This window comes from Burkholderia sp. GbtcB21, from assembly GCF_019091065.1.
In the GTDB taxonomy this organism is placed as follows: Bacteria; Pseudomonadota; Gammaproteobacteria; order Burkholderiales; family Burkholderiaceae; genus Burkholderia; species Burkholderia pyrrocinia_C.
On sequence record NZ_JAGXKA010000001.1, the window covers coordinates 21586 to 45489 of the forward strand.

Sequence of the window (23904 nt, forward strand, 5' to 3'; positions counted from 1 at the left end):
ATGTGCGATGCGCCAATGAAAAATCCGCCGGACAGGATGCCTGTCCGGCGGATGAAAACGATCGGGCTTTGCGTCGTCGGTGACGACCCCGCGCACGGCCCTCCAGCCAGCCCGTCGCTATTTTTTGTCTTTTGTTCTTGTTGTTATCCGGCCTCCCCGAGCCTGCCCGTCGTCATTTGTGGCCGGGATCGAACACGATCCCGTCGAATTCGAGCGACAGCGTGCCGCTGCGCAGCAGTGCGGCCGGTGTCGCGGCCCGGTCGGCGCCGAGCACATCGTTCACGTACTGCGCGCAGAACCCGCGCCGCACCCGCAGGTTGAAGCGGTTGCCGAGCAAAGCGTCGATCCGCTGTTCGGCCATTGCATGCAACCGGCGCTGCTCGTCGGCGGTCGGTGCCGCGACGCGGCGCGCCAGCGCGATGCGTCCGCCGTCGGCATGGGCGACGAAGCGCGACAGCGGCGTGAGCTTCGTCCACGCAAACGCGGGCTCGGCGATCACGGGTTCGTCGCCCGACGTATCGACGACGATGCCGAAACGATTGGCCCATGCGCCCGTCGTGCCTGCCGCGTTGCGCGGCGAGCCGGCCGGCACACGGATGAACACGAGATCGCCGACATGCGCGCCGGCGGCCAGCGTGCGGACGGTGGCGAGCGGCATCGTGCGATCCGTGTCGCGTGCATCGCGCGGTGCGGTGTGCTGCGGTTCGTAAGCGGCGGTTTCGGTTCGGGTGGCCATTTCGGCTCCGTCGTTGAGTGACAGGACGGAGCGGATTATGCAGACAAGTATCCAAAAGTGTTCATCTTCATGCGGAGGTAGCCTAATATCCGACCTTGAGCATCGTTTTTCGATACCAAAATGACCGAAACCGCCCAACTCATCGAAACGCTGAAGCGCCAGTTGAAGGCGCAGGGAATGACCTACCGCGACGTGGCGCGTGCGCTCGACGTTTCCGAGACGAGCGTGAAGCGGCTGTTCGCGAGCGGCCGCTTTACGCTGGAGCGTGTCGCGGAGATCGCGCAGTTGCTCGGCTATACGCTGGCCGAGCTCGTGCAGGAGGCATCGGCGTCGGCGCCGAGGCTGCACGTGCTGACCGAGCAGCAGGAGGCGCTACTCGTGTCGGACGAGAAGCTGCTGCTCGTCGCCGTCTGCGCGATCAACTACTGGACCGTGCAGGACATCGTGTCGGCCTATCGATTGACGAAGGCCGAGTGCGTGAAATACCTGTTGATGCTCGACCGGATGAACGTCGTCGCGCTGCTGCCGGGCGACCGGATTCGCGTGCGTGTCGCGCGCGATTTCGACTGGCTGCCCGGCGGGCCGATCCGTCGTTATTTCCATGCGCACGCGCTCGGCGATTTCCTCGACAGCCGTTTCGACGGCGCGGGCGAGACGATGACGTTCTCGCAAGGGATGCTGACGGAGGCGGCCGCCGCGGAACTCGAACTGGAATTGCGCCGGCTGCGCAGCAAGGCGGCCGCGTTGCATGCGGAATCGTCGTCAGCGCCGCTCGGGCAGAAGCACGGGACGGGCTTGCTGATCGCAAAGCGGGTCTGGGAGCCGACCGGTTTCCACGCGCTGCGGCGTGGCGCGTGACGTTTCACCGAATGCTTGGGCTTATCCGGAAAGTTATGCAAAATGGCATTTCATCGTCATTCGCATAACCACCCGTTATGAATAACCGTATCGCCGACGGCCGCGTCAAGCTTCGGCACCTGCAGTGCTTTCTCGCGGTCGCGCAGCTGGGCGGCGTGCAGAAGGCGGCCGAAAGCCTCTCGATCACGCAGCCGGCCGTGTCGAAGACGATCGCCGAACTGGAGGCGATCCTCGGCGTGAAGCTGTTCGAGCGCGGCCGGCAGGGCGCGCAGCCGACCCGCGAAGCGCAGTTGTTCATGCCGCACGCGAATGCGTGCGTGCTGGCGCTGCGGCAGGGTGTCGGGCTGCTCGCGCGCGAGGGCGGGGCCGCTGCCGCGACGCTGGAAATCGGCATGCTGCCGACTGTCGCGGCATCGCTTGCGCCCGCGTTGATGAAGGCGCTGGCGGAGCGCTGGCCGCGCATCGTCGTGCGGATCGCGACGGCCGCGAACGCCGATCTGCTCGAGCGCCTGAAGTCCGGTGCGATCGAATGCGCGATCGGGCGACTGTCGGAGCCGGAGCGGATGATCGGGCTCGCGTTCGAGCAGTTGTACAACGAGCCGCTCGTCGCGGTCGTGCGCGCAGGGCACCCGCTGCTGTCGAGCACGGCGCCGGCCACCGAGCTCGCGCGCTATCCGGTCGTGTTGCCGCCGTACGGCACGCTGATCCGCCAGTCGGCCGAGCAACTGCTCGGCACATGCGGCGTGCCGCCGCTGGATTCGTTCATCGAGGTGCTGTCGGTCTCGGTCGCGCGCGCGCTGGCGCTCGAGAACGACGCGGTCTGGTTCGTGCCGCTCTACGCGGCCGAATACGATCTGTCGGCCGGTGCGCTGGCGCGCCTGCCGCTGCCGTCCGCGGGTACCGACGAGCCGGTCGGGCTCATTCTGCGCACCGATGCGCAGCCGTCGCCGGTCGCACGGACGCTGATCGATGCCGTGCGCGACATCGCGCGGTCGCGGTTCGGCGACAAGCGCCCGCACCGGACGCCACGCGCCGCGCGCAAGCCGGGGCGCGGCGATCGCTGATCCTTCGTGCCGGGCGACAGCCCGGCTCAGTCTTTTTCTCCGTTTCCGGATTGGCCATCCGGCCAGTAGCCGTCCTCGCGGTGCTTGGCATATCGTATCGTTTTTGGTACGATCGGTGACAAGACGATGGCGAGACAGCAGATTCAGGTCACGCTCGGCGTGCGGTTCTTCAGCACGGCATGCGGCAACGAGCCGGTACGCGAATGGCTCAAGGCGCTTGAGCGCGCGGAGCGAAGGGCGATCGGCGAAGAGATCAAAACCGTTCAATTCGGCTGGCCGCTCGGCATGCCGCTGGTTCGGAAGATGGCGAAGGATCTGTGGGAGATCAGGATCGTGCTGCCCACGCGCAACGCTCGTGTCCTCTTCACGGTTGTCGGCGACACGATGGTCCTGCTGCACGGGTTCATCAAGAAGTCGCCGGCCACGCCGTCGGACGATCTCGACGTCACCGTCGCGCGCCTGACAGCGCTGACGCACGCCATTTGAATTCCCGGTTGCGCCGGAACGCACCGTCTCCGACGGTCGGGCAGCCGCAACGCCATGCACTGGAGTACGACATGACGACCACGAACAACCCGCATATCGGCAGCGATTTCGATACCTTCCTCGAAGAGGACGGCAATCTCGAAGCGGCCACCGCCACCGCGATCAAGCGCGTGATCGCGTGGCAGATCGGGCAGGAAATGAAGGCGCAGCACATCACGAAAACCGCGATGGCCGCGCGGATGAAAACCAGCCGTGCCGCGCTCAACCGGCTGCTCGACGAAACCGACACGAGCCTCACGCTGGCGACGCTCGCGAGCGCGGCCGCAGCACTCGGCAAACGGCTCAGCTTCGAGCTGGTGCCGGCCTGACCGGCGTGACGAAACGGCGCGCGGTCGGTTTGCGGCGATCGTCCGCGTGATGCGTGCAGCGAATTGGCCGGTGATCCGGCCTGCGATTCACCGGCGCGTCGCCGTGAGCGGGCAGGCGTCGGCCCAGGCGCATACGGCGGGTCATTTGCGCGGCCCGGTCACCTGCAGATAAAGCAGCGCGCCGCCCGCGAGCAGCAGCGGGCAGAGCAGATACCAGCCCGTCGTCAGGAACAGCCCGGCAACCGCAATCAGCGAAATCCACGCGCAGCGGTAAGCGATGCCGCCGCGCGGCAGCAACTTCAGCGCGGCGGCCGCACCGAGCCCATACACCATCACGAAACACCCGGACGTCACGAGCACGAGCGGTTTCGGCCCGACGTCCGAGATCGTCGTCGCGGCCAGCGCGACGGCCGCGAGCACGGCGATCACGCCGAGGCTGCGGCGCGGGACGCCGCCGACCTGGCTGCCTTGCGCGAGCCACGCGGGCAATGCGCCGTCGCGCCCGAGCGCCGCGCCGAGCTTGGCCGCGCCCGCGAAATACGCATTCATCGTGCCGAGCGTGAGCAGCAGCGCGGCCGCGGCCGCGAGCACCTGCGCGTGGCCGCCGATGCCGCCCGCGATCAGTTCGGCGAGCGGTGCGCCCGATGCGCCTGCAGACGGCCCGAGCACCGTCACGCTCGCGGCGGCGACCGACAGATACAGGAACCCGACGACCACGACCGCGATGCCGGCCGAGCGCGGCATGTCGTGCGCGGGCCGGCGGAATTCGGCCGCGAGATGCGTGATCGCTTCCCAGCCGGCGAAGCTCCACACGAGCAGCGCGGCAGCCTGGCCGACCGCGAGCCAGCCGTGCGGCGCGAACGGCTGCAGGTTCGAGGTGCGCGCATGCGGCGCGGACGCCAGCACCGCGGCGAGCAGCAGCGCGACGAGCAGTGCCGACAGTACGAGCTGCATGCGGCCTGATACGGTGACGCCGAATGCATTCGCGGCCGACACGGTGGCGATCAGTGCGGCAGCCGTGACGATGACCGTCGTGTGCCCGCCGCCCGTGACGGCCGCGACGTACGCGCCGCCGAACATCGCGGCGGCCGGCGCGCCGGCCGGCACCGCAAAGTAGAAGCACCAGCCGACGATCGCCGCCGCCTTCGGCCCGAATGCGCGCCGTGCGTAGGTCGACACGCCGCCCGCGTCGGGATAGCGTGCGCCGAGTGCGGCGAAGGTGGCCGCGAGCGGCCCGGACAGCACGACGAGCGCAGCCCACGCGAGCAGCGACGCCGGGCCGGCGACCTCGGCGGCCAGCGCAGGCAACGCGATCACGCCGGTGCCGAGCACCGCGCCGATATACAGTGCGGCACCCTGGAAAATGGTCAGCGAGCCCGCGTGATGAGCGGCGGGCGAGTCGGCATGCGCAGGCATGAGCGGCAGTCTCCGGAAGTCTTGTTGTGTGTGGGCGCGGGAGCCCGCGCGGTCAATCGCACGATGCTACCCGAACGATGGCGGCAGCGCGGCCCGGCGATCAGTAGTCTGCGCTGCGCCGTCTGTCAGCCGATGTCAGCAGTGGCGCGCGAGCCGCAGGCGCGCATCCTCGCGCGCGGCGGGCGACAGTTCGGGCGCGTAGTGGAATGAACCCGACACGAGCGATGCGACGGGCACACCGTCGCGGAACAGCACGCGATTGCCGGCCAGCGCCGGCACCTTGTCGCCGGGCAGCAGCGTGCCGGCGAGATTCAACGGGTCGGCGCCCGTCACGCATATGTACTGCCCGTCGCCGGGTTGCCGCCGCAGTTCGCGCAGGATCGGAATCGCCTCGGGCAGCGCGAACTGCTCGCCCGCGAGCCCGGCGACGAAACGTCCACCGCGAATCTCGCCGCGCGCTTCGAGGCGCTGCAGCACGCGCGCGAGTTCGCGCCAGCTCGGCAGCCAGTCGGCCTCGCGTTCGAGCAGCCGCCAGAACACGACGCCGTAGCGGCGCAGCAGCGTCCACGCGATGTGTTCGAGCGCGTCGGGATCGGTCGCGGCCGGGCCGCGTTTCGGCGCCGGCGCATCGTCCGGCGGCGCGTGACGCTGCACGAGCGCCCAGCGGCCCGCATCGTCCATCCCGCCGATCAGCGCACCGCCGCGCCGCGTGCGCGGCGCATAGGTCGCGCTGCGCTTGACGGCCGGCTTCAGCAGCGCGCGCAGGCCCGCGTAGCTGTCCGCATTCACGAGGCCGGCCGACACGAGCTCGCCGAGTGCCTGTTCGAGTTCGACGGGCAGCATGTGCAGGTCGTCGAGCAGCGCATCGAAGAACATCGCGCCGTGTGCGGCGAGCGCGTCGCGTACCTGCGTGGCCCGCGCGGACAGCGCCGGTTGCGCGTCGGGGTCGCGCAGTGCCTGCCATGCGGCGAGGTGGCGGCGCGGCAGCAGCACGATCGGCGTTGTCTTCACAGGCGTGCCGGCCGTGCGCGCCGGTGCGCCGATGCGGGTCCACACGAGCTTGCCCGAGCGGCACAGCTCGTCGAGGCCGCCCGCCATGTAGTCGGTGAGCCGTGCGGGCAGCAGCGCGTCTTCCCACGCGCTTGCCGCGGCTTCGTAGCCTTCGAGTTGTTCGACCACGGCCGCGAGTGCGTCGCGGCCCGTGCCGCGCGTGTCCGGCGTCAGGTGTTGCCAATGGAACAGGAAGCGCATGAAGTCGGCGCGCTCGACCGGTTCGATCTCGCGGCGCAGCCGCTTCACCGTATAGCGATGAATGCGCGCGAGCAGATGGCGTTCGCACCATTCGTCCGTCGTCGCACCCGGCGTGAACCGGCCGCGCATCACATAGCCTTCGCGCTCCAGCGCCGCGAGTGCCGTCGCGATCGACGCCGGCGGCAGGCCGAGCGGTGTCGCGATCGCGTCGAGCGCAAGCGGCCCGAAGCCGGTGAGCCGCGCGCGGACCACGTCGACGAGTGCGGCATCGGCTTCCCACGGTTGCGCGCAGGCGGCCGGCACTTTGATCGCAGGCGCCACGCGTGCGTCGGGATGCAGCGTGCGCATGCATACGAGCCGTTCGACCGGCACCCACAGCGCGGCGCCGCCCGGCGCGACGAGTTGGGTTGCGCGACGGCGCTCCGCGAGTTCCGCGAGCCGGTCGGGCCAGCCTTCGTGGGCCTGTGCTTCGCTGTCGGCGACGCATGCGAGCGTGAGCAGCGCATCGTGCATTTCGTCGGCGTCGCGCACGAGCGGCCATGCTTCGTCGCGCACCGCATCGATCGCATCGGCGTCGAGCGCGCCGAGATCGTCGGCCGATTCGGGATCGCTCCAGCGGCGCGACTGCACGGCCTGCGTGCGGCGCTCCTCGAGCGGCGCATCGTCGAGGAACGCGTAGGGTTTCGCGTTCAGGATCTCGGCCGCGAGCGGCGACGGCGCGGGCAGGTCTCGTGCGACGAGCTCGATCGCGCCGCTTTCGATCCGGCGCAGCAGCGCGAGCCAGCCGTCGGTGTCCATCGCGTCGTGCAGGCAATCGTCGAGCGTCTGGTCGACGAGCGGGTGATGCGGTATCTCGCGTTCGCCGACGATGTTCTCGAGGCACGCGACCTGATCCGGGAACACGGTCGCAAGCAGATCCTCGCTTTTCATCCGCTGCAGTTGCGGCGCGGTGCGCCGGCCGCCCGTGAAGCGCGGCAGCGCGAGCGCGGTCGTCGCGTTCCAGCGCCAGCGCACGCCGAACATCGGTGCGTCGAGCAGCGCCTGGACCAGCACGTGCTCGGCGCTGGCCGAACGCAGGTAGCGCCACACTTCGTCGAGCGCGAAGCTGTGCGCGAGCGACAGCGACAGGATGATCGCGTCGTCGGTCGCGGCGGCCTGCAGCTCGAAGTTGAAACTGCGGCAGAAGCGCTTGCGCAGCGCGAGCCCCCATGCGCGGTTGATGCGGCTGCCGAACGGCGAATGGATCACGAGCTGCGTGCCGCCCGATTCGTCGAAGAAACGCTCCATCACGAGCGTGTCCTGCGTCGGCAGCGCGCCGAGCGCGGCGCGCGTGCGGGCGAGGTAGTCGGCGATCTGGTGCGCGGCGTCGGGCGACAGGTGGAGATCGTCGACGAGCCAGCGCAACGCCGGCGCGAGGCGGCTTTCGGCAGGGGCGATCGCGGTGCCTGTTTCGGTTTCCGCGTTGCTCGCGGTTTTACCACCCGCGCGTTTGCGCTCGCCGGCGTCCGCTTGCCGGTCGCCGTCGGCGAACAGCCCGTCGAGCCGTGCACGCAGCCGGCCGACCGCCGCCGACAGCTCGTCGCTGCGCCCCGGCGCCTCGCCGAGCCAGAACGGAATGTTCGGCGACTGGCCCTGCGCGTCCTCGACGCGCACGCGGCCCGTTTCCACGCGAATGATCCGGTACGACTGGTTGCCCAGCTGGAACACGTCGCCGGCCAGGCTCTCGATCGCGAAATCCTCGTTGACGGTGCCGACCTGGATGCCCTGCGGTTCCAGCAGCACCGCGTAGTCGGCCATGTCGGGGATCGTGCCGCCCGACGTGGTCGCGGTCATCATCGCGTTGCGGCGCCCGCGCACCGTGCCGCCGACCACGTCGCGATGCAGGTATGCGCCGCGCACGCCGCGGCGGCTCGTGAAGCCTTCGGCGAGCATCTTCATCACTTCGTCGAAGCGCTCGCGCGTCAGCCTCCCGTACGGCGCCGCGCGCGTGAAGCTCGCATACAGCGCGTCCTCCTGCCATTCCGTGCACGCGACTTCGGCGACGATCTGCTGCGCGAGCACGTCGAGCGGCGCTTCGGGAATCCTCAACGTGTCGAGTTCGCCGCGTTGCACGCAATCGAGCAGCGCCGCGCATTCGACGAGTTCGTCGCGCGACAGCGGGAACAGCCGGCCCTTCGGCACGCCGCCGACGTGGTGCCCCGAGCGGCCGACGCGCTGCAGGAACGGCGCGATGCCGCGCGGCGAGCCGACCTGGCAGACGAGATCGACATCGCCGATGTCGATGCCGAGTTCGAGCGATGCGGTGGCGACGAGCAGCTTCAGTTCGCCGCGCTTCAGGCGCTGCTCGGCATCGAAACGGTGCTCCTTCGCGAGACTGCCGTGATGCGCGGCGATCGCTTCCTTGCCGAGCCGGTCGGCGAGATGGCGCGCCATGCGCTCGGCAGTGCGCCGCGTGTTGACGAACACCAGCGTCGTGCGATGCGCGGCCGCGAGCCCCGCGATCCGGTCGTATATCTGTTCCCACACGTCGGTCGCCATCACGGGTTCGAGCGGCACGTTCGGCAGTTCGAGCGCGAGGTCGCGCTCGCGCGTGTGGCCCGTGTCGACGATCGTGCAGTCGCGCGGCGCATCGGCCGGGCCGCCGACCAGGAAGCGCGCGACCGCGTCGATCGGCTTTTGCGTCGCCGACAGCCCGATGCGCGGCAGCGCATGGCCGGCCAGCGCGTCGAGACGTTCGAGCGACAGCGCGAGATGGCTGCCGCGCTTGGACGATGCGAGCGCGTGGATTTCGTCGACGATGACCGAGCGCACGTTCGACAGCATCTGCCGCCCCGATGTGGACGACAGCAGTACGTACAGCGACTCGGGCGTCGTGACGAGGATGTGCGGCGCGCGCTTGCGCAGCGCGACGCGCTCGGCCTGCGTCGTGTCGCCGGTGCGCACGGCGGTGCGGATCGCCGGCACCGGCAGGCCGAGTTGCGCGAGCGATTCGCCGATGCCGGCGAGCGGTGCGTCGAGGTTCACGTGGATGTCGTTCGACAGCGCCTTCAGCGGCGACACGTAGACGACGAGCGTCGCATCGGGAAGCGCGCCGTCGTGCGACAGCGCATCGCGCACCAGATCGTCGAGCGCGCACAGGAACGCGGTGAGCGTCTTGCCTGAGCCGGTCGGTGCGGCGACGAGCGTCGAGCGGCCGGCCTTGATGTGCGGCCACGCGAGCGCCTGCGCGCCGGTCGGCGCGGCGAACGTGCGCCGGAACCACGCGGCGACGGCCGGGTGGAACACGTCGAGCGCACTGGCGGCAGGGCGGGTGGCGGTGACGTCCATCGGAGCGTTGAAATGGGGTGCGAGCGCGCGGACGGATCGCGCGCGAATCGAATCGTCAGTGTGCCAGACGTCGCGCGTGCGTGCCGGGCATCGCGTGCCGTTCGGGCACGCGTGTCGACGATTCAGATCGAGATGGGGGCCCGCATCGCACTTTCAACGATGGACGTAAAGTTGCGTGCGCGCCGGCACGCCGATATCGCGCCGAAGCAACACTACTACACGCGACTACACGCGATGCAGCCAGCCGAGCCAGTGTTCGAGCAGCGGCGCGCGTGTCCACAGCGATTGCGCGAGCCACAGCGTGCCGCCCCATGCGGCGGCCACCACGATCAGGTCGCAATGTCCGCTGTTCCACAGGTTGAGCGAATGGCGCCGCCAGATCCACGGCACGCCGAGCGGGTTCGGCCAGTCGGCGAGCAGGTGCATCACGCCGCCGCACGCGAAGCCGAACAGCGGCGCGGCCCACAGCGGATGCGGATGATGGGTGAGCCCATGCCACCCGAGCGCGAGCAGCGCGATCCAGCCGATGCCCCAGTGCGTGATGGTGCGGTGCGTGATCCACAGCCGCCGCTTGCGGGTCCACCATGCGACTTCGAGCCAGTCGGGCGCGGTGCCGCCCGCGACGCCCGCTGCGAACGCGGCGAGCATGCCTGCGTGCCACGGGCCTGTTGCGCCGGTCTGTGCGACGAGGACGGCGGCGGCGACGCCGGCCGCGAAGCCGGACGCATGATGCGCATTGTGTGATGCCATAGGGAATGAGACGAAGAAACGTGAAGCGGAGCGTGAGCGAAAGAAAACGATGCGGCGCGAAAGCGGGGCGCCATCTTCTCAGATCGGGCTGGGCAACGGGCGGCTCGTCCGCAGATTTTTTTGTATGCATGTGTTGCATGCGGCGCAGTTCGCAACTTTCCGTTTTGTGCGTTGCGTGATGACGCGCACCGCATGCAATTTCGACCGGTTCGTATGCATGCTGCTGCGCTGCTGCGTGACCGGACGCACCCGATCGATGGGCTTTCGCGCCGCGTCGCGTGTTCGACCCTTTTTGTCCCCCTATACTACGAAACCGGCATATGGCCGTCGGCGTGCCAGCGGCTATAAACGGACAGGTGCTTTTCCTGCCTGAAGGAGATCCACATGGGGGACATGCAATGACTACGCTGAATCGCTTCAAATCATCCGCGGTCGTGCTCGCGACGGTGGCCGGCATCGGTTTCCTGCCGAACGCGCCCGTCTATGCGAAAGGTCCGCAACCGGCGGTCCTGACGAGCTCGGCGGTCGCGGTGGCCGACAAGTACAGCGCGGATGCCGCGGAGCGGATCTTCAAGGAAGGCGGCAACGCGATCGACGCGGCCGTCGCGATCGCATTCACGCTCGCCGTCACGTACCCCGAAGCCGGCAACATCGGCGGCGGCGGCTTCATGACGATCTACAAGGACGGCAAGCCGTACTTCATCGACTACCGCGAGCGCGCGCCGCTCGCCGCGACCAAGGACATGTACCTCGACAAGGACGGCAACGTCGTCAAGGGCATGAGCCTGTACGGCCCGCGCGCGGTCGGCGTGCCGGGCACGGTCGCGGGCATGTGGGAAGCGCAGAAGCGCTTCGGCAAGCTGAAGTGGAAGCAGGTGCTCGCGCCGGCGATCCACTATGCGCGCGACGGCTTCGTCGTCGACGAGCAGCTCGCGCAGCGCGGCGTCGACGCGTCGAAGGAGTTCGGCGGCAAGACCAACTTCGACAAGTACTTCTCCGGGTTGAAGGCCGGCGTGAACTTCAAGCAGCCCGATCTCGCCGACGTGCTCACGCGAATCTCGAACGACGGCGCGGAAGGTTTCTACAAGGGCAAGACGGCCGAGCTGATCGCGGCTTCGATGAAGACCGGCGACGGCAACGGGCTGATCACCACCGAGGATCTCGCGCAATACCGCGCGGTGTGGCGCCAGCCGGTGCAGGCGAAGTGGAACGGCTATGACGTGATCACCGCGCCGCCCCCGAGCTCGGGCGGCATCGGCCTCGTGCAGCTGCTGAAGATGAAGGCCGACCGCAAGCAGGATTTCGAGGGCGTGAAGCTCAACTCGCCGCAGTACATCCACCTCGTCGCGGAAATCGAGAAGCGCGTGTTCGCCGATCGCGCGCAGTATCTCGGCGACCCGGACTTCTACAAGGTGCCGATCGCGCAACTGACCGACGACGCGTACATCGCGAAGCGCGCGGGCGAGGTCAATCCGAAGGAGCCGTCGGACACGAAGAGCGTGCAGCCGGGCCTTGGCACCACTATGCCGGAGAAGGCCGAAACGACGCACTTCTCGGTCGTCGACAAGTGGGGCAACGCGGTGTCGAACACGTATACGATCAACGGTTATTTCGGCTCGGGCGTGATCGCCGACGGCACGGGCATCGTGCTGAACGACGAGATGGACGACTTCTCCGCGAAGCCGGGCGTCGCGAACATGTTCGGCGTGGTCGGCAGCGATGCGAACGCGATCGAACCGAAGAAGCGGCCGCTGTCGTCGATGTCGCCGACGATCATGACCAGGAACGGCAAGGTGTCGCTCGTGATCGGCACGCCGGGCGGCTCGCGTATCTTCACGTCGATCTTCCAGGTGATCAACAACATCTACGACTTCAGGATGCCGTTGAAGGAAGCCGTCGGCGCGATGCGCTTCCATCACCAGCTGCTGCCGCCGAACACGATCTTCTGGGAGCCGTACCACCCGATCGAAGGCGAACTCGCGAAGCAGATCGAGGCGCGCGGCTACACGCTGAAGGGGCAGGACTTCAGCGGCGACATCCAGGTGATCAAGATCGACGGCAAGACGCCGGAAGCGATGGCCGACCCGCGCGGGCGCGGGGTGACGCGGGTGATTCACTGACTGGGCGCGTGCGGTCGCGAATGGCGGCCGCTTGTGCATCGACGAACGCCGGGCCGATGCCCGGCGTTTTTTTGTGCGCGGCTTGTTCGGCGTCGCGTGCTGCGCATGACGGCGCTGCGCGCGAGCAAGCCGCCGGGCCGGCTCGCCGACTGGTGTTCCCGCGCCGTTGGGCCACGATCAGCGCCGTGCACATGACGGCCAGTAGCGCCGCAACTACCCGATCGAATGTCGATCGATCGCGAGCCTGGCCAGAGCGCTGCCCGCCAGCGTCGCCGCGCCGAACGCAAACGGCAGGACCCCTGCGGCGCGGTCAGCGTGCTCATTCATCTCGGCGCGCAGAATGCCGCGCGCCAGTTTCAGTGTCGGCCGCTCATGTTGACAAGCGCATCGTCTAGCCATGACGGTGGACTTCATGGGGGCATCAGTTTCCGTGAACATCGATACAAAGCCGCGGGCGGTGATGTCTCGTGCCAACCATGCCTAATCGAAATGCGATTGTCTGAATTTAACAATTTTTGCAATTGATTTGCTGGATGGTTTGCGGCGCAAGTGTTATTCGAACTTATCCGATATTTATCAATACGGCTTTCATGTAGGATTCATGTCGCAAAAATCACGGAATGAGTTTTGAAAGGCGGGCTGCGCTAAAAAGATAAGTAAATTTTAATGGTTCGTAGTTATCGATAGTGCGCGTTTCCGCCCCATCTCAATTTTCATTAGGAATGAAAATGATAAGTCGTATTGGATTTTTCATGGCTGTTCTGACCTTGTCAGTCACGGTTGGTGCCCACGCCGCTGAATCCCGCGTGCAGGTACTAAGCGCCACCGTCAAAGACCAGAAGATAGCCGGCGCGTCGGTCATTCTGCAAAAGAACGGCGAGCAGTCGATTACCGCCACGACGGACGCGCAGGGGCAGGTGTCGATTGATGCCGGTGCGCTGACCGACGGAGCGTCGCTGATCATCATCAAGAAGGGAGGTTATTCGAATCTCGTCGCCAAATGCCCCTGCACCGGTCTTACCTATGCGTTGAGTCCGGTGATGCACAACCTGGACGGTCTGCGTGTGGTGCTGACTTGGGGCGCGACGCCGCAGGATCTTGATTCGCACATGGCCTATCCGGGCAACCACATATACTTCAGAAGCAAGCGTGGCGCCAATGCGAACCTCGATGTCGACGACACCGATGGCTATGGCCCGGAGACTGTCACGCTCGAGCGCAAGCGTGACGGCGAAACCTATGTGTATGCGGTGCACGACTATACCGACCGCGACAACCCGAGCACGATGGCGCTGTCGCAGAGTCAGGCGAAAGTGTTCGTCTATGTAGGCGAATCGCTGGTACGCACCTACTATGTGCCGCGAAATCAGTCGGGCAATCTGTGGACCGTGTTTCGCATCACTGGCGCTGGCGAGTTCCAGGACGTCAATACGATGCGCGGTGTGAGAGTGGACGCCGAAGATGTCCTGAACACGCTCGCTGATATCGGCGATGAACGTAACCGTGTCGTGGCTGACAATCAGGCTCCGATCGATTCCGTACGCGCACGCGCGTTCAATCAGTCCGGTGAAAATGCCTATCGCAACGGTCAGTTGGACGAGGCGATCGTTCTGTACGGTCAGGCTATCGAGCAGGATCCGAATTACGGGCAGGCTTATAGCAACCTCGGCCTGGCCTATCAAAAGGCGGGGCGCAGTGCCGAGGCGATCTGGGCCAACCGCAAGGCAATTGCACTCGCTAGTGGAGCCACTGCCGCTACGGTACGCGCGAGTTCCCACTACAACATCGGCCGGATGTACGAGTCCGCCGGGCAGTTTGCCAGCGCATTGGAAAACTACCAGGCGGCCAAGCGCGAAAAAAACAATGCGGTTTATGACAAGGCCATCGAGCGCGTCAGCGCGCGTATGTAATCAACCAGCCCCCCGCGGGCGGGGGGCTGGTTCCCCTGAGAGTTCCGCATATGCATAAACGCCTTGCCGTGTTTAGTCTGCTGGCGATGGCCGGTCTGGCTCAGGCTGCCGGCCCAGGCGCAGTCGCGTCTGTCGACCGCAGTCTCTGGCCGGATTCCGTTGCTTCCGCCGCGGGATTCGACCGTGCCTCGCGCGCAGAAGTACTTAGCTTTGCGCACGCGTTGAGCGAGAGCGAGAGCGAGCGTGACGGCGACGGCATGCTGCGCGATCGGCTCAAACTCAAGCACACGCAATTCGACCAAGACGCGCTCGATCGTGTGCGCACGATATATTGGCGCCGTCTGGCAGCGAATTACACACTGGCATCGGTCCATTGTTTGCGGGACGAACCGTTCTGCCTTGGTCCGCTCGACGAGACGGCGTTCAGGAAGGCGGCGGCGGCTTTCACGCACGCCTCCGACGATCGCTACGCCGCGTGGTTCGCGGCGTCTCAGCGGTTCCACCGCACCTATCTGGACGAGTTGCTGCGTCTCGCGTCACTGTTCCAGCGCACCAGCAGCGAAGTGGCGACCTATTCGCCCAGCGAACTGACCGGCGACGAATTGGCCGACCGGCATTTCCTGCTCACCTTCGACGATGGACCCACCCGAAGTGGCGGCAACACCGACAAGTTGCTGGATACGCTGCGCAAACAACATCTCAGTGCCACCTTTTTCGTGCTAGGCGAACCGTTGCAGGCGCGATTGCAGCAAAATGCACCCGGGGAACTTTCTCGCACCTACCAGGGTATGTGCGTGGGCTCGCACGGCTGGCAACACAAGTCGCACAGTGCATGGCCGCAATGGCAGGACTCGGTTACGCGCAGCATTGGCCTTGTCAGCAGCAGCTTGCCTTCCAGTTATGTGCCACTGTTTCGCCCTCCGTATGGTCAGCGTCGCGCTGACAGCGGCGCGTTCTTTGATGCCCAAGGCTTGCGTGTGGCGCTGTGGAACATCGATTCGCAAGATTGGAACAGCAAGATGGACGCCGATCAGGTCAAGCAGCGAGTGTTGACTCTGATGCTCCTCTGGCGTCGCGGCGTCATTCTGTTTCACGACATCCACGCGAAGGCGTGGGCCGTTGTGCCGTGGCTGGTCGAACAGACAAGCGGAACAGGCCTCCAATGGGTTGACTGTCATACGTATGGACGCGTCCGCGGCTCGTTCGATGATTGATGTGCCGCGATGCCGTTCGTCCAGGGCCAGTCTGCCGACTTCGACACTTTGAGCGGCGTCGACGGTCGCGACGCGAAACCGCATGCAACAACTGAAGCGACGCACACGGCGCTGGACGCCGCGACCCGATAAGCGCCGCAACCGTCACTCCACGCGCACGCGTCCCGCCGCATTGCTTTCGAGAAAACTGTCCACCGCCGCCAGCGACTGTTCGTCGAGCGTGCCGAGCACGCTTTTCAGCTTCAACTGCAGCTTCAGCGCATCGAGATAGCTGTCGAACAGTTTCTGCCGGATGCCCGAGATGTCGCGCCGCAGGTTCAGCGTTTCGTACGTCGTGCTGTAGCCGACCTGATGCGCCTTCATCGACGAATCGTACGCGAGCCGGGCGGCCTGCAGCGACTGCTGCAGCGCTCGGATGCGCTTGCCGACCGATTCGAGCGCGGACAGCGCCTCGCGATGATCGGTGCCCAGTTGCTCCTCGACCTCGCGCAGCCGGTTACGGTATTGCTCGGTCACGTGCTCGGCCTCCACCTGCCGGTAGTACACGCTGCCGCCGGAGAAGATCGGGATCGTCACCTGCACGCCGAACGCGCTTTGATGGAAGTCCGAGCGATCGGTGAGCCCGCGCAGGTTCGGATTGAGCCCGCGCGAATACGACGCGAACAGGTCGACGGTGGGCAGGTGCTCGGCGCTGACGCGTTTCGCCGCGAGCCGCGCGACCTGGACATCGCGATAGGCCTGCCGGTACGCGGGGTTGTCCTGCGGCGCGTAGTCGCCGGACGGAATGCGCGGCGACGACCCGCGCATCGCGAGCCGCGGCCAGCGCGAGAAATCGATCGTCGAACCGAGCAGCGTCTCGTAGCGCGCGCGGCGTGCGTCGACGTCGGTCTGCGCAAGCGCCTCGTCGGATTGCGCGAGGCTGCGGCGCGCCTCGATCTCGGCCGTGTCGCCGATCGTCTTCATCCCCAGCTGTGCCATGCGCCGCGTATCGCTTTCGAGCCGCGTGAGCGCGCTCACTTCGTCATCGGCCGATTGCAGCTTCTCGCGCGCGCTCAACAGGTCGAAGCACGCATTCGCGACGCGCAGGATCAGGTCCTGCTTCGCAACCTCGAGCTTCTGCTTCGCCGATTCCTCGTACTCGGTCGCGCGCCGCATGTCGTACAGGTAGGGCACGTTGAACAGTGCCTGCGTGACCTGCGCGGAACCGTACGCGGCATTGCTCGAGCCGCTGACGTCGATGCCGAACAGGTTCGCATGCGTGCCGTAGCGCCCCCATTCGAGTTGCGCGGCGGCCTGCGGCAGCATCTGCGCGCGTGCCTCGGGGAATTTCTGGCGGGCCGCATCGTATTCGCTGCGCGCCTGCAGGTAGCGCGGATCATGCACGACCGCGTACTGGTAAGCGGTGTCGAGGCAGAACGCATGCGCATTCGCAGACATGCCTGCCATCGTTACAGTGAACAGTGTCACGGTTGCAAGTGGGGAATTCCACCTAGTCAGAAATCGTGATCGGGAAATACCCGCATCCTGCATCGCCGATCCGCGATTCGCGCGCCTCGTTTCAAACATGGCCGTCTCCGTCTCCTGCCCATGCCGCAATGCATTGCGGCGGGATTTAAACGTTTTGAAATTGAAATTCAAACAGCGTGAATGATTGCTACCCGCAGCGCATCGGAAAACGCGCCTGTAAGAGTGTGTCCTCCATTGAATTCCGATGCGACCGCATGATAGCCTGATTTCGGCTCGCAATCGCAGTGATTATTAGATTAATAAGTCGCTCGGGATTAAAAGCCGTTGGCATTTCAATGAAGGTGCTTTGCATCGTCTTTATTTTTTACGAGGAGATAATGATGAAGGTCATGACGACGGAGCAGGTCAGGAATGTGCATGGCGGTGGTGCGATCAGCTCGATCGGTAGCCTCGCCGTTGACGCCGCGCCGGTGGTGACTGCGCTCGGCCAGTTCCTGCCGAGCCTCGGCAATTACCTGCAGAACCCGAAGACGTTCAATAACACCGGCAAGTAACCGCCGTGCGCGGGGAGGCGCCCCCCGCGCGAAATGCCGCGGAACAGCAGGAAAGGAATCGATCGCCGCAACCGGAATAAATCGGATCAGAAATGACTATTTCTTTTCGGGCGATTGTCGGGAGGCGGGAGTGCCGGATTACCCCCGTAATAAAGTTAACGGCCGTAGAGTTTGCAATTGGCTGACGGCTGCAAGCATTCCGAAAATATAAAGGCCATAAAAATGCGAGACATCACGGAAGACCAGGCCCGCCAGATTCGCGGTGGCGCGTCGCTTTACTCCAATTCGGCCGCCTATACGGTCGATCTCGTCAACCAGTCGATCGGGTCCACGCTGCAGGGCCTGATGACCCAGTACCAGACCCGCGCCGTCGAACAGTTCCGGATATCGCTCGGCTCGTCGCGCTGAGCGGCCGGCAACACCGATCTTTCGTCGCAGCCGGCTGCGCGTCGGCTGCGCCCATGCGTATCGCGCACGACCTGCCACGGGCCTGCATCGGCAGGCTCCGGCGTCGCGTTGTCGCGCCCCGGGTGCCCGACCATGCTCTTCAATACGCGTAAAGTCCGTCCGGTCCTGCAGGACGAGGTGACGGAGTGCGGCCTGGCCTGCCTCGCGATGATCGCGTCGTGGCACGGGCGCGAAACGACGTTGCGCACGCTGCGCAACCGCTATCCGGTCCGGATCGATTCCGGGCTGTCGTTCTTCGACCTGATGGAGATCGCGAACGACCTCGGCCTGCGTGCGCGCGGGCTGCAGTTCGACGCCGGCGAGCTCGATGCGCTCAAGACGCCGTGCATCCTGCACTGGGGGATGAACCACTATGTCGTGCTGACGAAGGTCGGCTACGGCAGCGTGCACATCGTCGATCCCGCGCTCGGCGAGACGAAGCTGCCGCTCGCACAGGCGCTCACGCACATCACCGGCTATGCGCTCGAACTGAATCCGGACATCGGCTTCACGCATGCGGGGCGGGCCGACCGGATCCGGCTGCGCGACTACCTCGAAGGGCTGACCGGCATCCGCAAGAGCCTCGCGATCGGCATCGCGGGCGGCGTCGCCGCGCAGCTCCTGCTGCTGCTCGGCCCGTCGTACGTGCAACTGACGATCGACGAGGCGCTGAAGAAGACCGACGTCGACATCCTGTACCTGCTCACGATCCTGTTCGCGATCGTGTTCCTGTTCGATACGCTGTACGCGAACCTCGTCGGCAACATCAAGAGCTACCTGCGCAACATCGTGTCGCAGCAGTTGTCGGCGAACATGGTCGGGCATCTCGCGCGGCTGCCGATCGGCTATTTCCTGTTCCACAACACCGGCGATTCGATCTCGCGTGTGTCGTCGGTGTCGGAGGTCGGGCGGTTTCTCGTCGACGGCCTGGTCGGCGGGTTGCTCAATATCGTTACCTGCACGCTGACGCTCGTGCTGATGCTGTACTACAGCCCCGTGCTGGCCGGCATCAGCCTCGCCGGGATGGTGCTGTTCGCGCTCAGCCGGCTCGCGATCCAGCCGCAGCTTCAGGACGCGATGTCGCAGATCCTCACGCGCGGCGCCGAGGCCGATGCGTTGCTGATCGAGAACATCCGTTCCGCGCATTCGATCAAGCTGCTGTCGGCCGAGACCGCGCGAAGCAGCCTGTGGATCAACGCATTCACGCAGAAGCTGCAGGCGATGCGCCAGCAGGAGCGGCTGCAACTGCTGTTCGATGCGGTGTCGAAGGGGATCGTGCACGTCGAGCAGCTCGTGATCGTCACGTACGGCGCGTGGCTCGTGATGCACGGCCAGAGCACGATCGGCGTGATCTACGCGTTCATTCAGTACAAGAACCTGTTCGCGGACAAGTTCATCGATTCGATCCAGCTCTATGTGCGCCGCAAGGTGCTGCAGGTTCACATGGACCGCGTCGCGGACGTGCTGCAGACCGAGACCGAGGAGCCCGCGCCGGATGCGGTCGTGCTGCCGGTCGACGGTTTCGACGGCGCGCTGTCGATCCGCGCGCTGTCGTATACGCCGAAGGGCGGCAACCGCCCGATCCTGCGCGACATTGCGCTCGACGTGCCGGCCGGCGGCAAGATTGCGATCGTCGGCCGCACCGGCAGCGGCAAGACGACGCTGCTGAACCTGATCTGCGGGCTGGTCCGGCCCGAACCCGGCACGCTGTTCGTCGGCGGTGTCGATCTCGCGGAAGTGAACCTGCGGCAGTACCGCAAGCATCTTGCGGCCGTCACGCAGTCCGACCAGCTGTTTCGCGGGACGATCCGCGACAACATCACGAATTTTGCGCCGGCGCCGCGGATCGGCGCGATGTTCGAGGCGGCGAAACTCGCGTGCATCCACGACGAGATCGAACGGCTCGACCATCGCTACGACACGCCGCTCGGCGATACGCAGAAATTCCTGTCGGCCGGCCAGATGCAGCGGCTGCTGATCGCGCGGGCGCTGTATTGCGAGCCGCGCCTGCTGATCCTCGACGAATTTTCATCGAACCTCGACCAGGCGACGACGCACGAGATTTGCCGCAACGTGCTGACGCTGCCGTGCACGATCGTGCTCGTCACGCACGATGCGTCGATCCTGTCGATGGTCGACCGGATCTACCGGATGCACGACGGCGTATTGACCGATGCGACCCACGAGTGGCGCGCGATCGAGGAGGCACGGTGATGCTCGGGCGACTCTTTCTGCTCAATCCGTTCTCGTATGCGTTCCTGGTGCGGCGCGCGGTGCGTGCCGTCGCGCTGCACACGTCGCCCGCGCGAGGGTTGCGGCTGATGCGCTGGTGTTCGGGGGTGTGCCTGCGCTGTTTTCCGTGCATTCGCGAATCGATCGAACGCGCGGTCGCGCACATGCTGAGCGGACACTTGAACGACGATCCGGGGCGTGTGCGGGAAGTGTCGGCGGCGATCGTGCGCGAGCTGTTCGAGGCCGAATTCGCAGGGCTCAAGCTGCGCACGCACAGCCTCGAATCGATGAAGACTATGATCGACGGCATGGCATGCGAAGGCGACGAACAACTGCAGGCGGCGCTCGCGCGCGGCGGCCCGTTGATGCTCGCGGGGCTGCACTTCGGCAACCTGATGCTGTTCGTCACGAAGCTGCGCTTCATGATTCCCGACGACCGCAAGCTGATGGTGATCCTGCACCGGGACGCACCGGGCGCGTTCTTCGACGATGCGCTGCGGCTCGTCGCCGAATACGGCGCCGGCGAGGTCGAATTCATCGACATCGAGGAACGCGTACACCTGCGGAGGCTGATCACGAGCCTGCGGCGCGAGGCACCCGTGTTCCTGCTGTTCTCGGACCTGCACGGCAAATTCGGCAAGACCAACCGCTGCCGGCTTGGCGGGCGCTGGGTGCGGATGGCCGGCGGCGGCGTGAAGCTCGCGGTCGAGCAGGGGATTCCGCTGCTCGTCTCGTACGCGACGGGCGTGCCGTTCCGCGATCGCTGCGCGGTGCATTTCACCGAACTCGCGGCCAGCCCGCTCGCGCCGATGCTCGGCGCGGACGACGATGCGTCGCCCGTGCGCGCGACGCACCAGCGCATCGTCGACCGTCTCGAGCAGGCGCTCGTACGCCAGCCCGAGCAGTGGCATTTCTGGGAACACTTCACGCCTTACCTGATGCCGACGCCGCTGCTCGATGCGGCCGCGCGGCGTCGCTCCTGACGAGCCTGCCCCATGCCGACCTGGAACTCCACCCTCCGAGAACAGAAGCCGTCGCGCAAACTCGCACGCGGCACGACCTTTGGCACCGTGATACACGGCGTCGTCGACGTGCCGGTGTCGATGCGGTTCTTCTGCTACCTGTCGCTGGCGATGTTCGCGATGTTCGTGACCGCGCTCGTCGAACTGAGTTACGCAAATACCGAGAGCGTGTCGGGGTTGCTGACGCCGCGTTCGGGGCTGATCGGCGTCAGTGCGCCGCCGGGCTGGGCCGTGCGCGACATCTACGTCGGCAAGGACCAGCACGTGAAGGCCGGCCAGCGGCTGCTGGCGGTGACGCGCGACACGAGCTTCGTCAGCCAGGCGAACAACGTGCAGGGGATGCGTGCGGCACTCGACCGGCAGCGCGTCGAGGTGACGCAGCAGATCGACGCAGCGCGGCTCGAATACCGGTCGTCGGTGCAGCAGATCAACCAGCAGATCGCCGCGCAGGGCGAGAGCCGCGGGCTGATCGACCGGCAGATCCAGGACCAGAAGCGCATCGTCGACGAGTACGGCGAACGGCGCGCGCGCGTGAAGCAGTTGCTCGACGAACAGGTCGTGACGCTCGAACAGTACAACCAGGTCAACACGCAGTACCTGCAGGCCGGGCAGGCATACCAGGACCTGCTGCTGCGCCGCGCCGAACTCGCGAAGAATGCGATGAAGCTGCGCGGCGATCTCGACACGATGCAGAGCAAATACGACGGCGCGAACGCGGAACTGAAGATCAAGCAGGAGGAACTGAACGCGAAGGAATACAACATCGACGAGAACGTGAACCAGGTGCTGTATGCGCCGGCCGACGGGCAGATCGTGCGGCTCGACGTCGTGCAGGGCGGTGTGATCGACCCGCCGGGCACGCGCGTCGTCGAGATCCTGCCCGCGAAGGCCGACGGGCTGATCGCCGAGGTCTACATTCCGTCGTCGAAGGCCGGCTTCGTGAAGAAGGGGCAGGAGGTGAAGGTTGCGTACGCAAGCTATCCGGTCGAGAAGTTCGGTACGTATCGCGGCAAGGTGCTGTCGATCTCGCCCGTCGCGTTCTCGGCGAAGGAGCTGAACCTGCCGGGCGATACGGCCACGCCGCAGACCTACTTCAAGACCTGGGTCGAGCTGGCCGACCGTGCGCCGTCGTTCGACGGGCGGCCGCTGCCGCTGCGGGCCGGGATGATGCTGAAGGCCGACATCGTGCTCGAACGGCGCAGCCTGCTCGAATGGCTGTTCGAGCCGCTGTACCGGATCCGCCGGCGCCTGTTCGGCGTGCCGGCCTGAGCCGATGACGCTTCGCGACACGTGCCGCCACCGTACGCGGCCGGGCGCCGCGCATCCGCTGTCGCGCTGGCTCGGCGCGACGCTGTTCGCGTGCGCGGCTGCCGCGCACGGTGCACCGCAGCCGGACGGCGACGCAACGCCACGCTGGCAGGCCGGCGCCGACGGGATCGGCTTCTGGCCGGGCGGCGATGCGGACGGGTTCGATGCGAGCGCGTGGGCGACCGATGCCGGGCCGGCGCGCGGCGCGCGTGACGGTTCGGTCGATGCGCCGCAGCCTGCCGTACCGCTGACGGCGCGCAAGATCACACTCGGGCAGCGTGTCAACGGGGCGGGGCGCGTATGCGCGGCAGCGCACGACGACGGCACGGACGGCATCGGCTTCGACGAGGGCGGTGCGGTTGCCGGCTGCGATCCGGCCGCCGCGCAAGATGCGGCGAACGAGGCACCCGCGCGCGGCGTCGTTCGCGCCGACCGGATGCCGTACGAGCTGCATCCAGTCGATCCGTCGCGGCTGCCCGATCTGCCGGCGGCCCAGGCGCCGCCGTTGCTCGAGCAACTGATGGGCGACGACCGCAACATGGTCGGCCTCGGCTGGCACTTCGTCGCGACGACCGGCCGATCGACGCCCGTGACGACGCAGACCGATGCGCTCGGGCTGAACAGCTTCCAGAATCAGGGGTCGAGCCTGTCGCTCAGCAATACGAACACGCTGGCGTTCACGCTCACGCATTTCTTCTCGGAGAACTGGGCGGCCGAACTCGGCGCCGGCATTCCGCCGGTGCTGACGTTGCGCGGGCGCGGCAGCATCGCGCTGCCACTCGACCGGATTTTTTCCGGCGTCCACGGGCGCTTTCCGCTGATCGATCTCGCGAACACGCAAAGCAACCCGCTCGCGACCACGCGCGCCTGGCTCGGGTCCGTCGTGTTCAAGTACTACCTCGGCGAGCGCGACGATCGTTTTCGTCCGTTCGCGGGCATCGGCGTCAGCTATACGCGCTTTACGAATACGAACCTGAACCCCGTGTTCCAGCGCAAGCTCGCGTCGCTCGGCGGGCTGCTCGCGGCGGGTGCGGACATCGGCAGCCTGCAGTCGCTGCTGCTCGATCCGGCGCTGTTCCAGCGGATCTGGGATGCCGGCGGCGACCTGCTGCTGTCGGGGAAGACCAACGTATCCGCGAAGGTGAAGAGCGTATGGGAGCCCGTGTTCACCGTCGGCGCGAGCTACCAGATCACACGCCAGTTCTGGATCACCGGGATGGTGACCTACATCCCGTTGCGTACGAAGATTACGCTCGACATCAGCCAGCCGAACCGGGCGCTCGCATCGAACACGTTCGACATTTCGGCGAATCCGGTGCTGGCCAGCGTGCTGCTCGCATTCCGCTTCTGACGGGCCAGGGCCTGGCCAGGCGG

General features: G+C 66.2%; 19 protein-coding genes. 13 read left to right on the plus strand and 6 right to left on the minus strand.

Annotated features, from left to right (window positions below; translation table 11 throughout):
• Nucleotides 1-172 precede the first annotated feature (172 nt).
• A complete protein-coding gene (locus KVT39_RS00095) occupies nucleotides 173-736 on the minus strand; it encodes a YiiX/YebB-like N1pC/P60 family cysteine hydrolase (RefSeq protein WP_217586789.1) in 564 nt (187 codons plus the stop codon).
• 120 nt (nucleotides 737-856) lie between these two features.
• Between KVT39_RS00095 and KVT39_RS00100 the strand changes: the two genes are divergently transcribed.
• From KVT39_RS00100 to KVT39_RS00115, 4 genes are all read left to right on the plus strand, one after another.
• On the plus strand, nucleotides 857-1594 hold the full coding sequence (locus KVT39_RS00100; protein ID WP_034179749.1) for a helix-turn-helix transcriptional regulator: 738 nt from the start codon (nucleotides 857-859) through the stop codon (nucleotides 1592-1594).
• A 77-nt stretch (nucleotides 1595-1671) separates the two neighbouring features.
• Nucleotides 1672-2658 (plus strand): pca operon transcription factor PcaQ, encoded by a 987-nt coding sequence (gene pcaQ / locus KVT39_RS00105; protein ID WP_217586797.1) that lies wholly within the window; start codon nucleotides 1672-1674, stop codon nucleotides 2656-2658.
• Nucleotides 2659-2784: 126 nt separating this feature from the next.
• Nucleotides 2785-3144, plus strand: coding sequence for a type II toxin-antitoxin system RelE/ParE family toxin (locus KVT39_RS00110; protein WP_105391246.1), 360 nt, complete (start codon nucleotides 2785-2787; stop codon nucleotides 3142-3144).
• A gap of 71 nt (nucleotides 3145-3215) precedes the next feature.
• Nucleotides 3216-3512: an XRE family transcriptional regulator gene (locus KVT39_RS00115; RefSeq protein WP_011355454.1), complete on the plus strand. Its 297-nt coding sequence runs from the start codon at nucleotides 3216-3218 to the stop codon at nucleotides 3510-3512.
• Between the two features lie 141 nt (nucleotides 3513-3653).
• On the opposite strand, the gene KVT39_RS00120 is transcribed toward KVT39_RS00115, so the two are convergent.
• The 3 genes from KVT39_RS00120 to KVT39_RS00130 all read right to left on the minus strand — a co-directional run bounded on the left by KVT39_RS00120 (nucleotide 3654) and on the right by KVT39_RS00130 (nucleotide 10256).
• Nucleotides 3654-4928, minus strand: coding sequence for an APC family permease (locus tag KVT39_RS00120; RefSeq protein ID WP_217586799.1), 1275 nt, complete (start codon nucleotides 4926-4928; stop codon nucleotides 3654-3656).
• Nucleotides 4929-5063: 135 nt separating this feature from the next.
• Nucleotides 5064-9506 carry a DEAD/DEAH box helicase gene (locus tag KVT39_RS00125; RefSeq protein WP_034179745.1) on the minus strand — a complete coding sequence of 1481 codons (4443 nt, stop codon included), beginning with the start codon at nucleotides 9504-9506 and terminating at the stop codon, nucleotides 5064-5066.
• A 225-nt stretch (nucleotides 9507-9731) separates the two neighbouring features.
• Entirely contained in the window at nucleotides 9732-10256 is a 525-nt protein-coding gene (locus KVT39_RS00130) for a metal-dependent hydrolase (protein ID WP_034179744.1), read from the minus strand.
• A gap of 398 nt (nucleotides 10257-10654) precedes the next feature.
• Between KVT39_RS00130 and ggt the strand changes: the two genes are divergently transcribed.
• Nucleotides 10655-12376, plus strand: a complete 1722-nt coding sequence (gene ggt / locus KVT39_RS00135) for a gamma-glutamyltransferase (protein ID WP_034179743.1) — start codon at nucleotides 10655-10657, stop codon at nucleotides 12374-12376.
• A gap of 213 nt (nucleotides 12377-12589) precedes the next feature.
• Here the strand turns inward: ggt and KVT39_RS00140 are convergent, their stop codons facing one another.
• Complete coding sequence (locus KVT39_RS00140; protein ID WP_034179742.1) at nucleotides 12590-12790, minus strand: hypothetical protein; 201 nt, start codon at nucleotides 12788-12790, stop codon at nucleotides 12590-12592.
• 338 nt (nucleotides 12791-13128) lie between these two features.
• Between KVT39_RS00140 and KVT39_RS00145 the strand changes: the two genes are divergently transcribed.
• Nucleotides 13129-14286, plus strand: a complete 1158-nt coding sequence (locus tag KVT39_RS00145; RefSeq protein ID WP_051983645.1) for a YfaP family protein — start codon at nucleotides 13129-13131, stop codon at nucleotides 14284-14286.
• Between the two features lie 50 nt (nucleotides 14287-14336).
• The gene (locus KVT39_RS00150) at nucleotides 14337-15500 is read left to right on the plus strand and encodes a polysaccharide deacetylase family protein (RefSeq protein ID WP_051983622.1); all 1164 of its coding nucleotides are present in this window, start codon (nucleotides 14337-14339) and stop codon (nucleotides 15498-15500) included.
• A gap of 144 nt (nucleotides 15501-15644) precedes the next feature.
• Here the strand turns inward: KVT39_RS00150 and KVT39_RS00155 are convergent, their stop codons facing one another.
• Nucleotides 15645-16946 (minus strand): TolC family protein, encoded by a 1302-nt coding sequence (locus KVT39_RS00155; protein ID WP_235212449.1) that lies wholly within the window; start codon nucleotides 16944-16946, stop codon nucleotides 15645-15647.
• Between the two features lie 401 nt (nucleotides 16947-17347).
• On the opposite strand from KVT39_RS00155, the gene KVT39_RS00160 reads away from it, so the two are divergent.
• From KVT39_RS00160 to KVT39_RS00185, 6 genes are all read left to right on the plus strand, one after another.
• Complete coding sequence (locus tag KVT39_RS00160) at nucleotides 17348-17521, plus strand: hypothetical protein (RefSeq protein WP_175748526.1); 174 nt, start codon at nucleotides 17348-17350, stop codon at nucleotides 17519-17521.
• A gap of 222 nt (nucleotides 17522-17743) precedes the next feature.
• A complete protein-coding gene (locus KVT39_RS00165) occupies nucleotides 17744-17929 on the plus strand; it encodes a hypothetical protein (protein WP_034179738.1) in 186 nt (61 codons plus the stop codon).
• 132 nt (nucleotides 17930-18061) lie between these two features.
• Entirely contained in the window at nucleotides 18062-20182 is a 2121-nt protein-coding gene (locus tag KVT39_RS00170) for a peptidase domain-containing ABC transporter (protein ID WP_034179737.1), read from the plus strand.
• Entirely contained in the window at nucleotides 20179-21183 is a 1005-nt protein-coding gene (locus tag KVT39_RS00175) for a hypothetical protein (protein WP_034180095.1), read from the plus strand. Before KVT39_RS00170 ends, KVT39_RS00175 begins: the two co-directional genes overlap by 4 nt.
• Nucleotides 21184-21195: 12 nt before the next feature.
• On the plus strand, nucleotides 21196-22491 hold the full coding sequence (locus tag KVT39_RS00180) for an HlyD family secretion protein (protein WP_034179736.1): 1296 nt from the start codon (nucleotides 21196-21198) through the stop codon (nucleotides 22489-22491).
• Nucleotides 22492-22495: 4 nt separating this feature from the next.
• A complete protein-coding gene (locus tag KVT39_RS00185) occupies nucleotides 22496-23881 on the plus strand; it encodes an OmpW family protein (RefSeq protein WP_034179735.1) in 1386 nt (461 codons plus the stop codon).
• Nucleotides 23882-23904 lie beyond the last annotated feature (23 nt).

Bases quoted from the DNA above. Each gene is read 5' to 3' on its own strand.
- KVT39_RS00140 (WP_034179742.1), bottom strand. From the start codon at position 12,790: ATGAAGTCCACCGTCATGGCTAGACGATGCGCTTGTCAACATGAGCGG.
- KVT39_RS00160 (WP_175748526.1), top strand. From the start codon at position 17,348: ATGAAGGTCATGACGACGGAGCAGGTCAGGAATGTGCATGGCGGTGGT.
- ggt (WP_034179743.1), top strand. From the start codon at position 10,655: ATGACTACGCTGAATCGCTTCAAATCATCCGCGGTCGTGCTCGCGACG.
- KVT39_RS00185 (WP_034179735.1), top strand. From the start codon at position 22,496: ATGACGCTTCGCGACACGTGCCGCCACCGTACGCGGCCGGGCGCCGCG.
- KVT39_RS00165 (WP_034179738.1), top strand. From the start codon at position 17,744: ATGCGAGACATCACGGAAGACCAGGCCCGCCAGATTCGCGGTGGCGCG.
- KVT39_RS00130 (WP_034179744.1), bottom strand. From the start codon at position 10,256: ATGGCATCACACAATGCGCATCATGCGTCCGGCTTCGCGGCCGGCGTC.
- KVT39_RS00120 (WP_217586799.1), bottom strand. From the start codon at position 4,928: ATGCCTGCGCATGCCGACTCGCCCGCCGCTCATCACGCGGGCTCGCTG.
- KVT39_RS00155 (WP_235212449.1), bottom strand. From the start codon at position 16,946: ATGGCAGGCATGTCTGCGAATGCGCATGCGTTCTGCCTCGACACCGCT.
- KVT39_RS00110 (WP_105391246.1), top strand. From the start codon at position 2,785: ATGGCGAGACAGCAGATTCAGGTCACGCTCGGCGTGCGGTTCTTCAGC.
- KVT39_RS00100 (WP_034179749.1), top strand. From the start codon at position 857: ATGACCGAAACCGCCCAACTCATCGAAACGCTGAAGCGCCAGTTGAAG.
- pcaQ (WP_217586797.1), top strand. From the start codon at position 1,672: ATGAATAACCGTATCGCCGACGGCCGCGTCAAGCTTCGGCACCTGCAG.
- KVT39_RS00125 (WP_034179745.1), bottom strand. From the start codon at position 9,506: ATGGACGTCACCGCCACCCGCCCTGCCGCCAGTGCGCTCGACGTGTTC.
- KVT39_RS00180 (WP_034179736.1), top strand. From the start codon at position 21,196: ATGCCGACCTGGAACTCCACCCTCCGAGAACAGAAGCCGTCGCGCAAA.
- KVT39_RS00095 (WP_217586789.1), bottom strand. From the start codon at position 736: ATGGCCACCCGAACCGAAACCGCCGCTTACGAACCGCAGCACACCGCA.
- KVT39_RS00145 (WP_051983645.1), top strand. From the start codon at position 13,129: ATGGCTGTTCTGACCTTGTCAGTCACGGTTGGTGCCCACGCCGCTGAA.
- KVT39_RS00115 (WP_011355454.1), top strand. From the start codon at position 3,216: ATGACGACCACGAACAACCCGCATATCGGCAGCGATTTCGATACCTTC.
- KVT39_RS00170 (WP_034179737.1), top strand. From the start codon at position 18,062: ATGCTCTTCAATACGCGTAAAGTCCGTCCGGTCCTGCAGGACGAGGTG.
- KVT39_RS00150 (WP_051983622.1), top strand. From the start codon at position 14,337: ATGCATAAACGCCTTGCCGTGTTTAGTCTGCTGGCGATGGCCGGTCTG.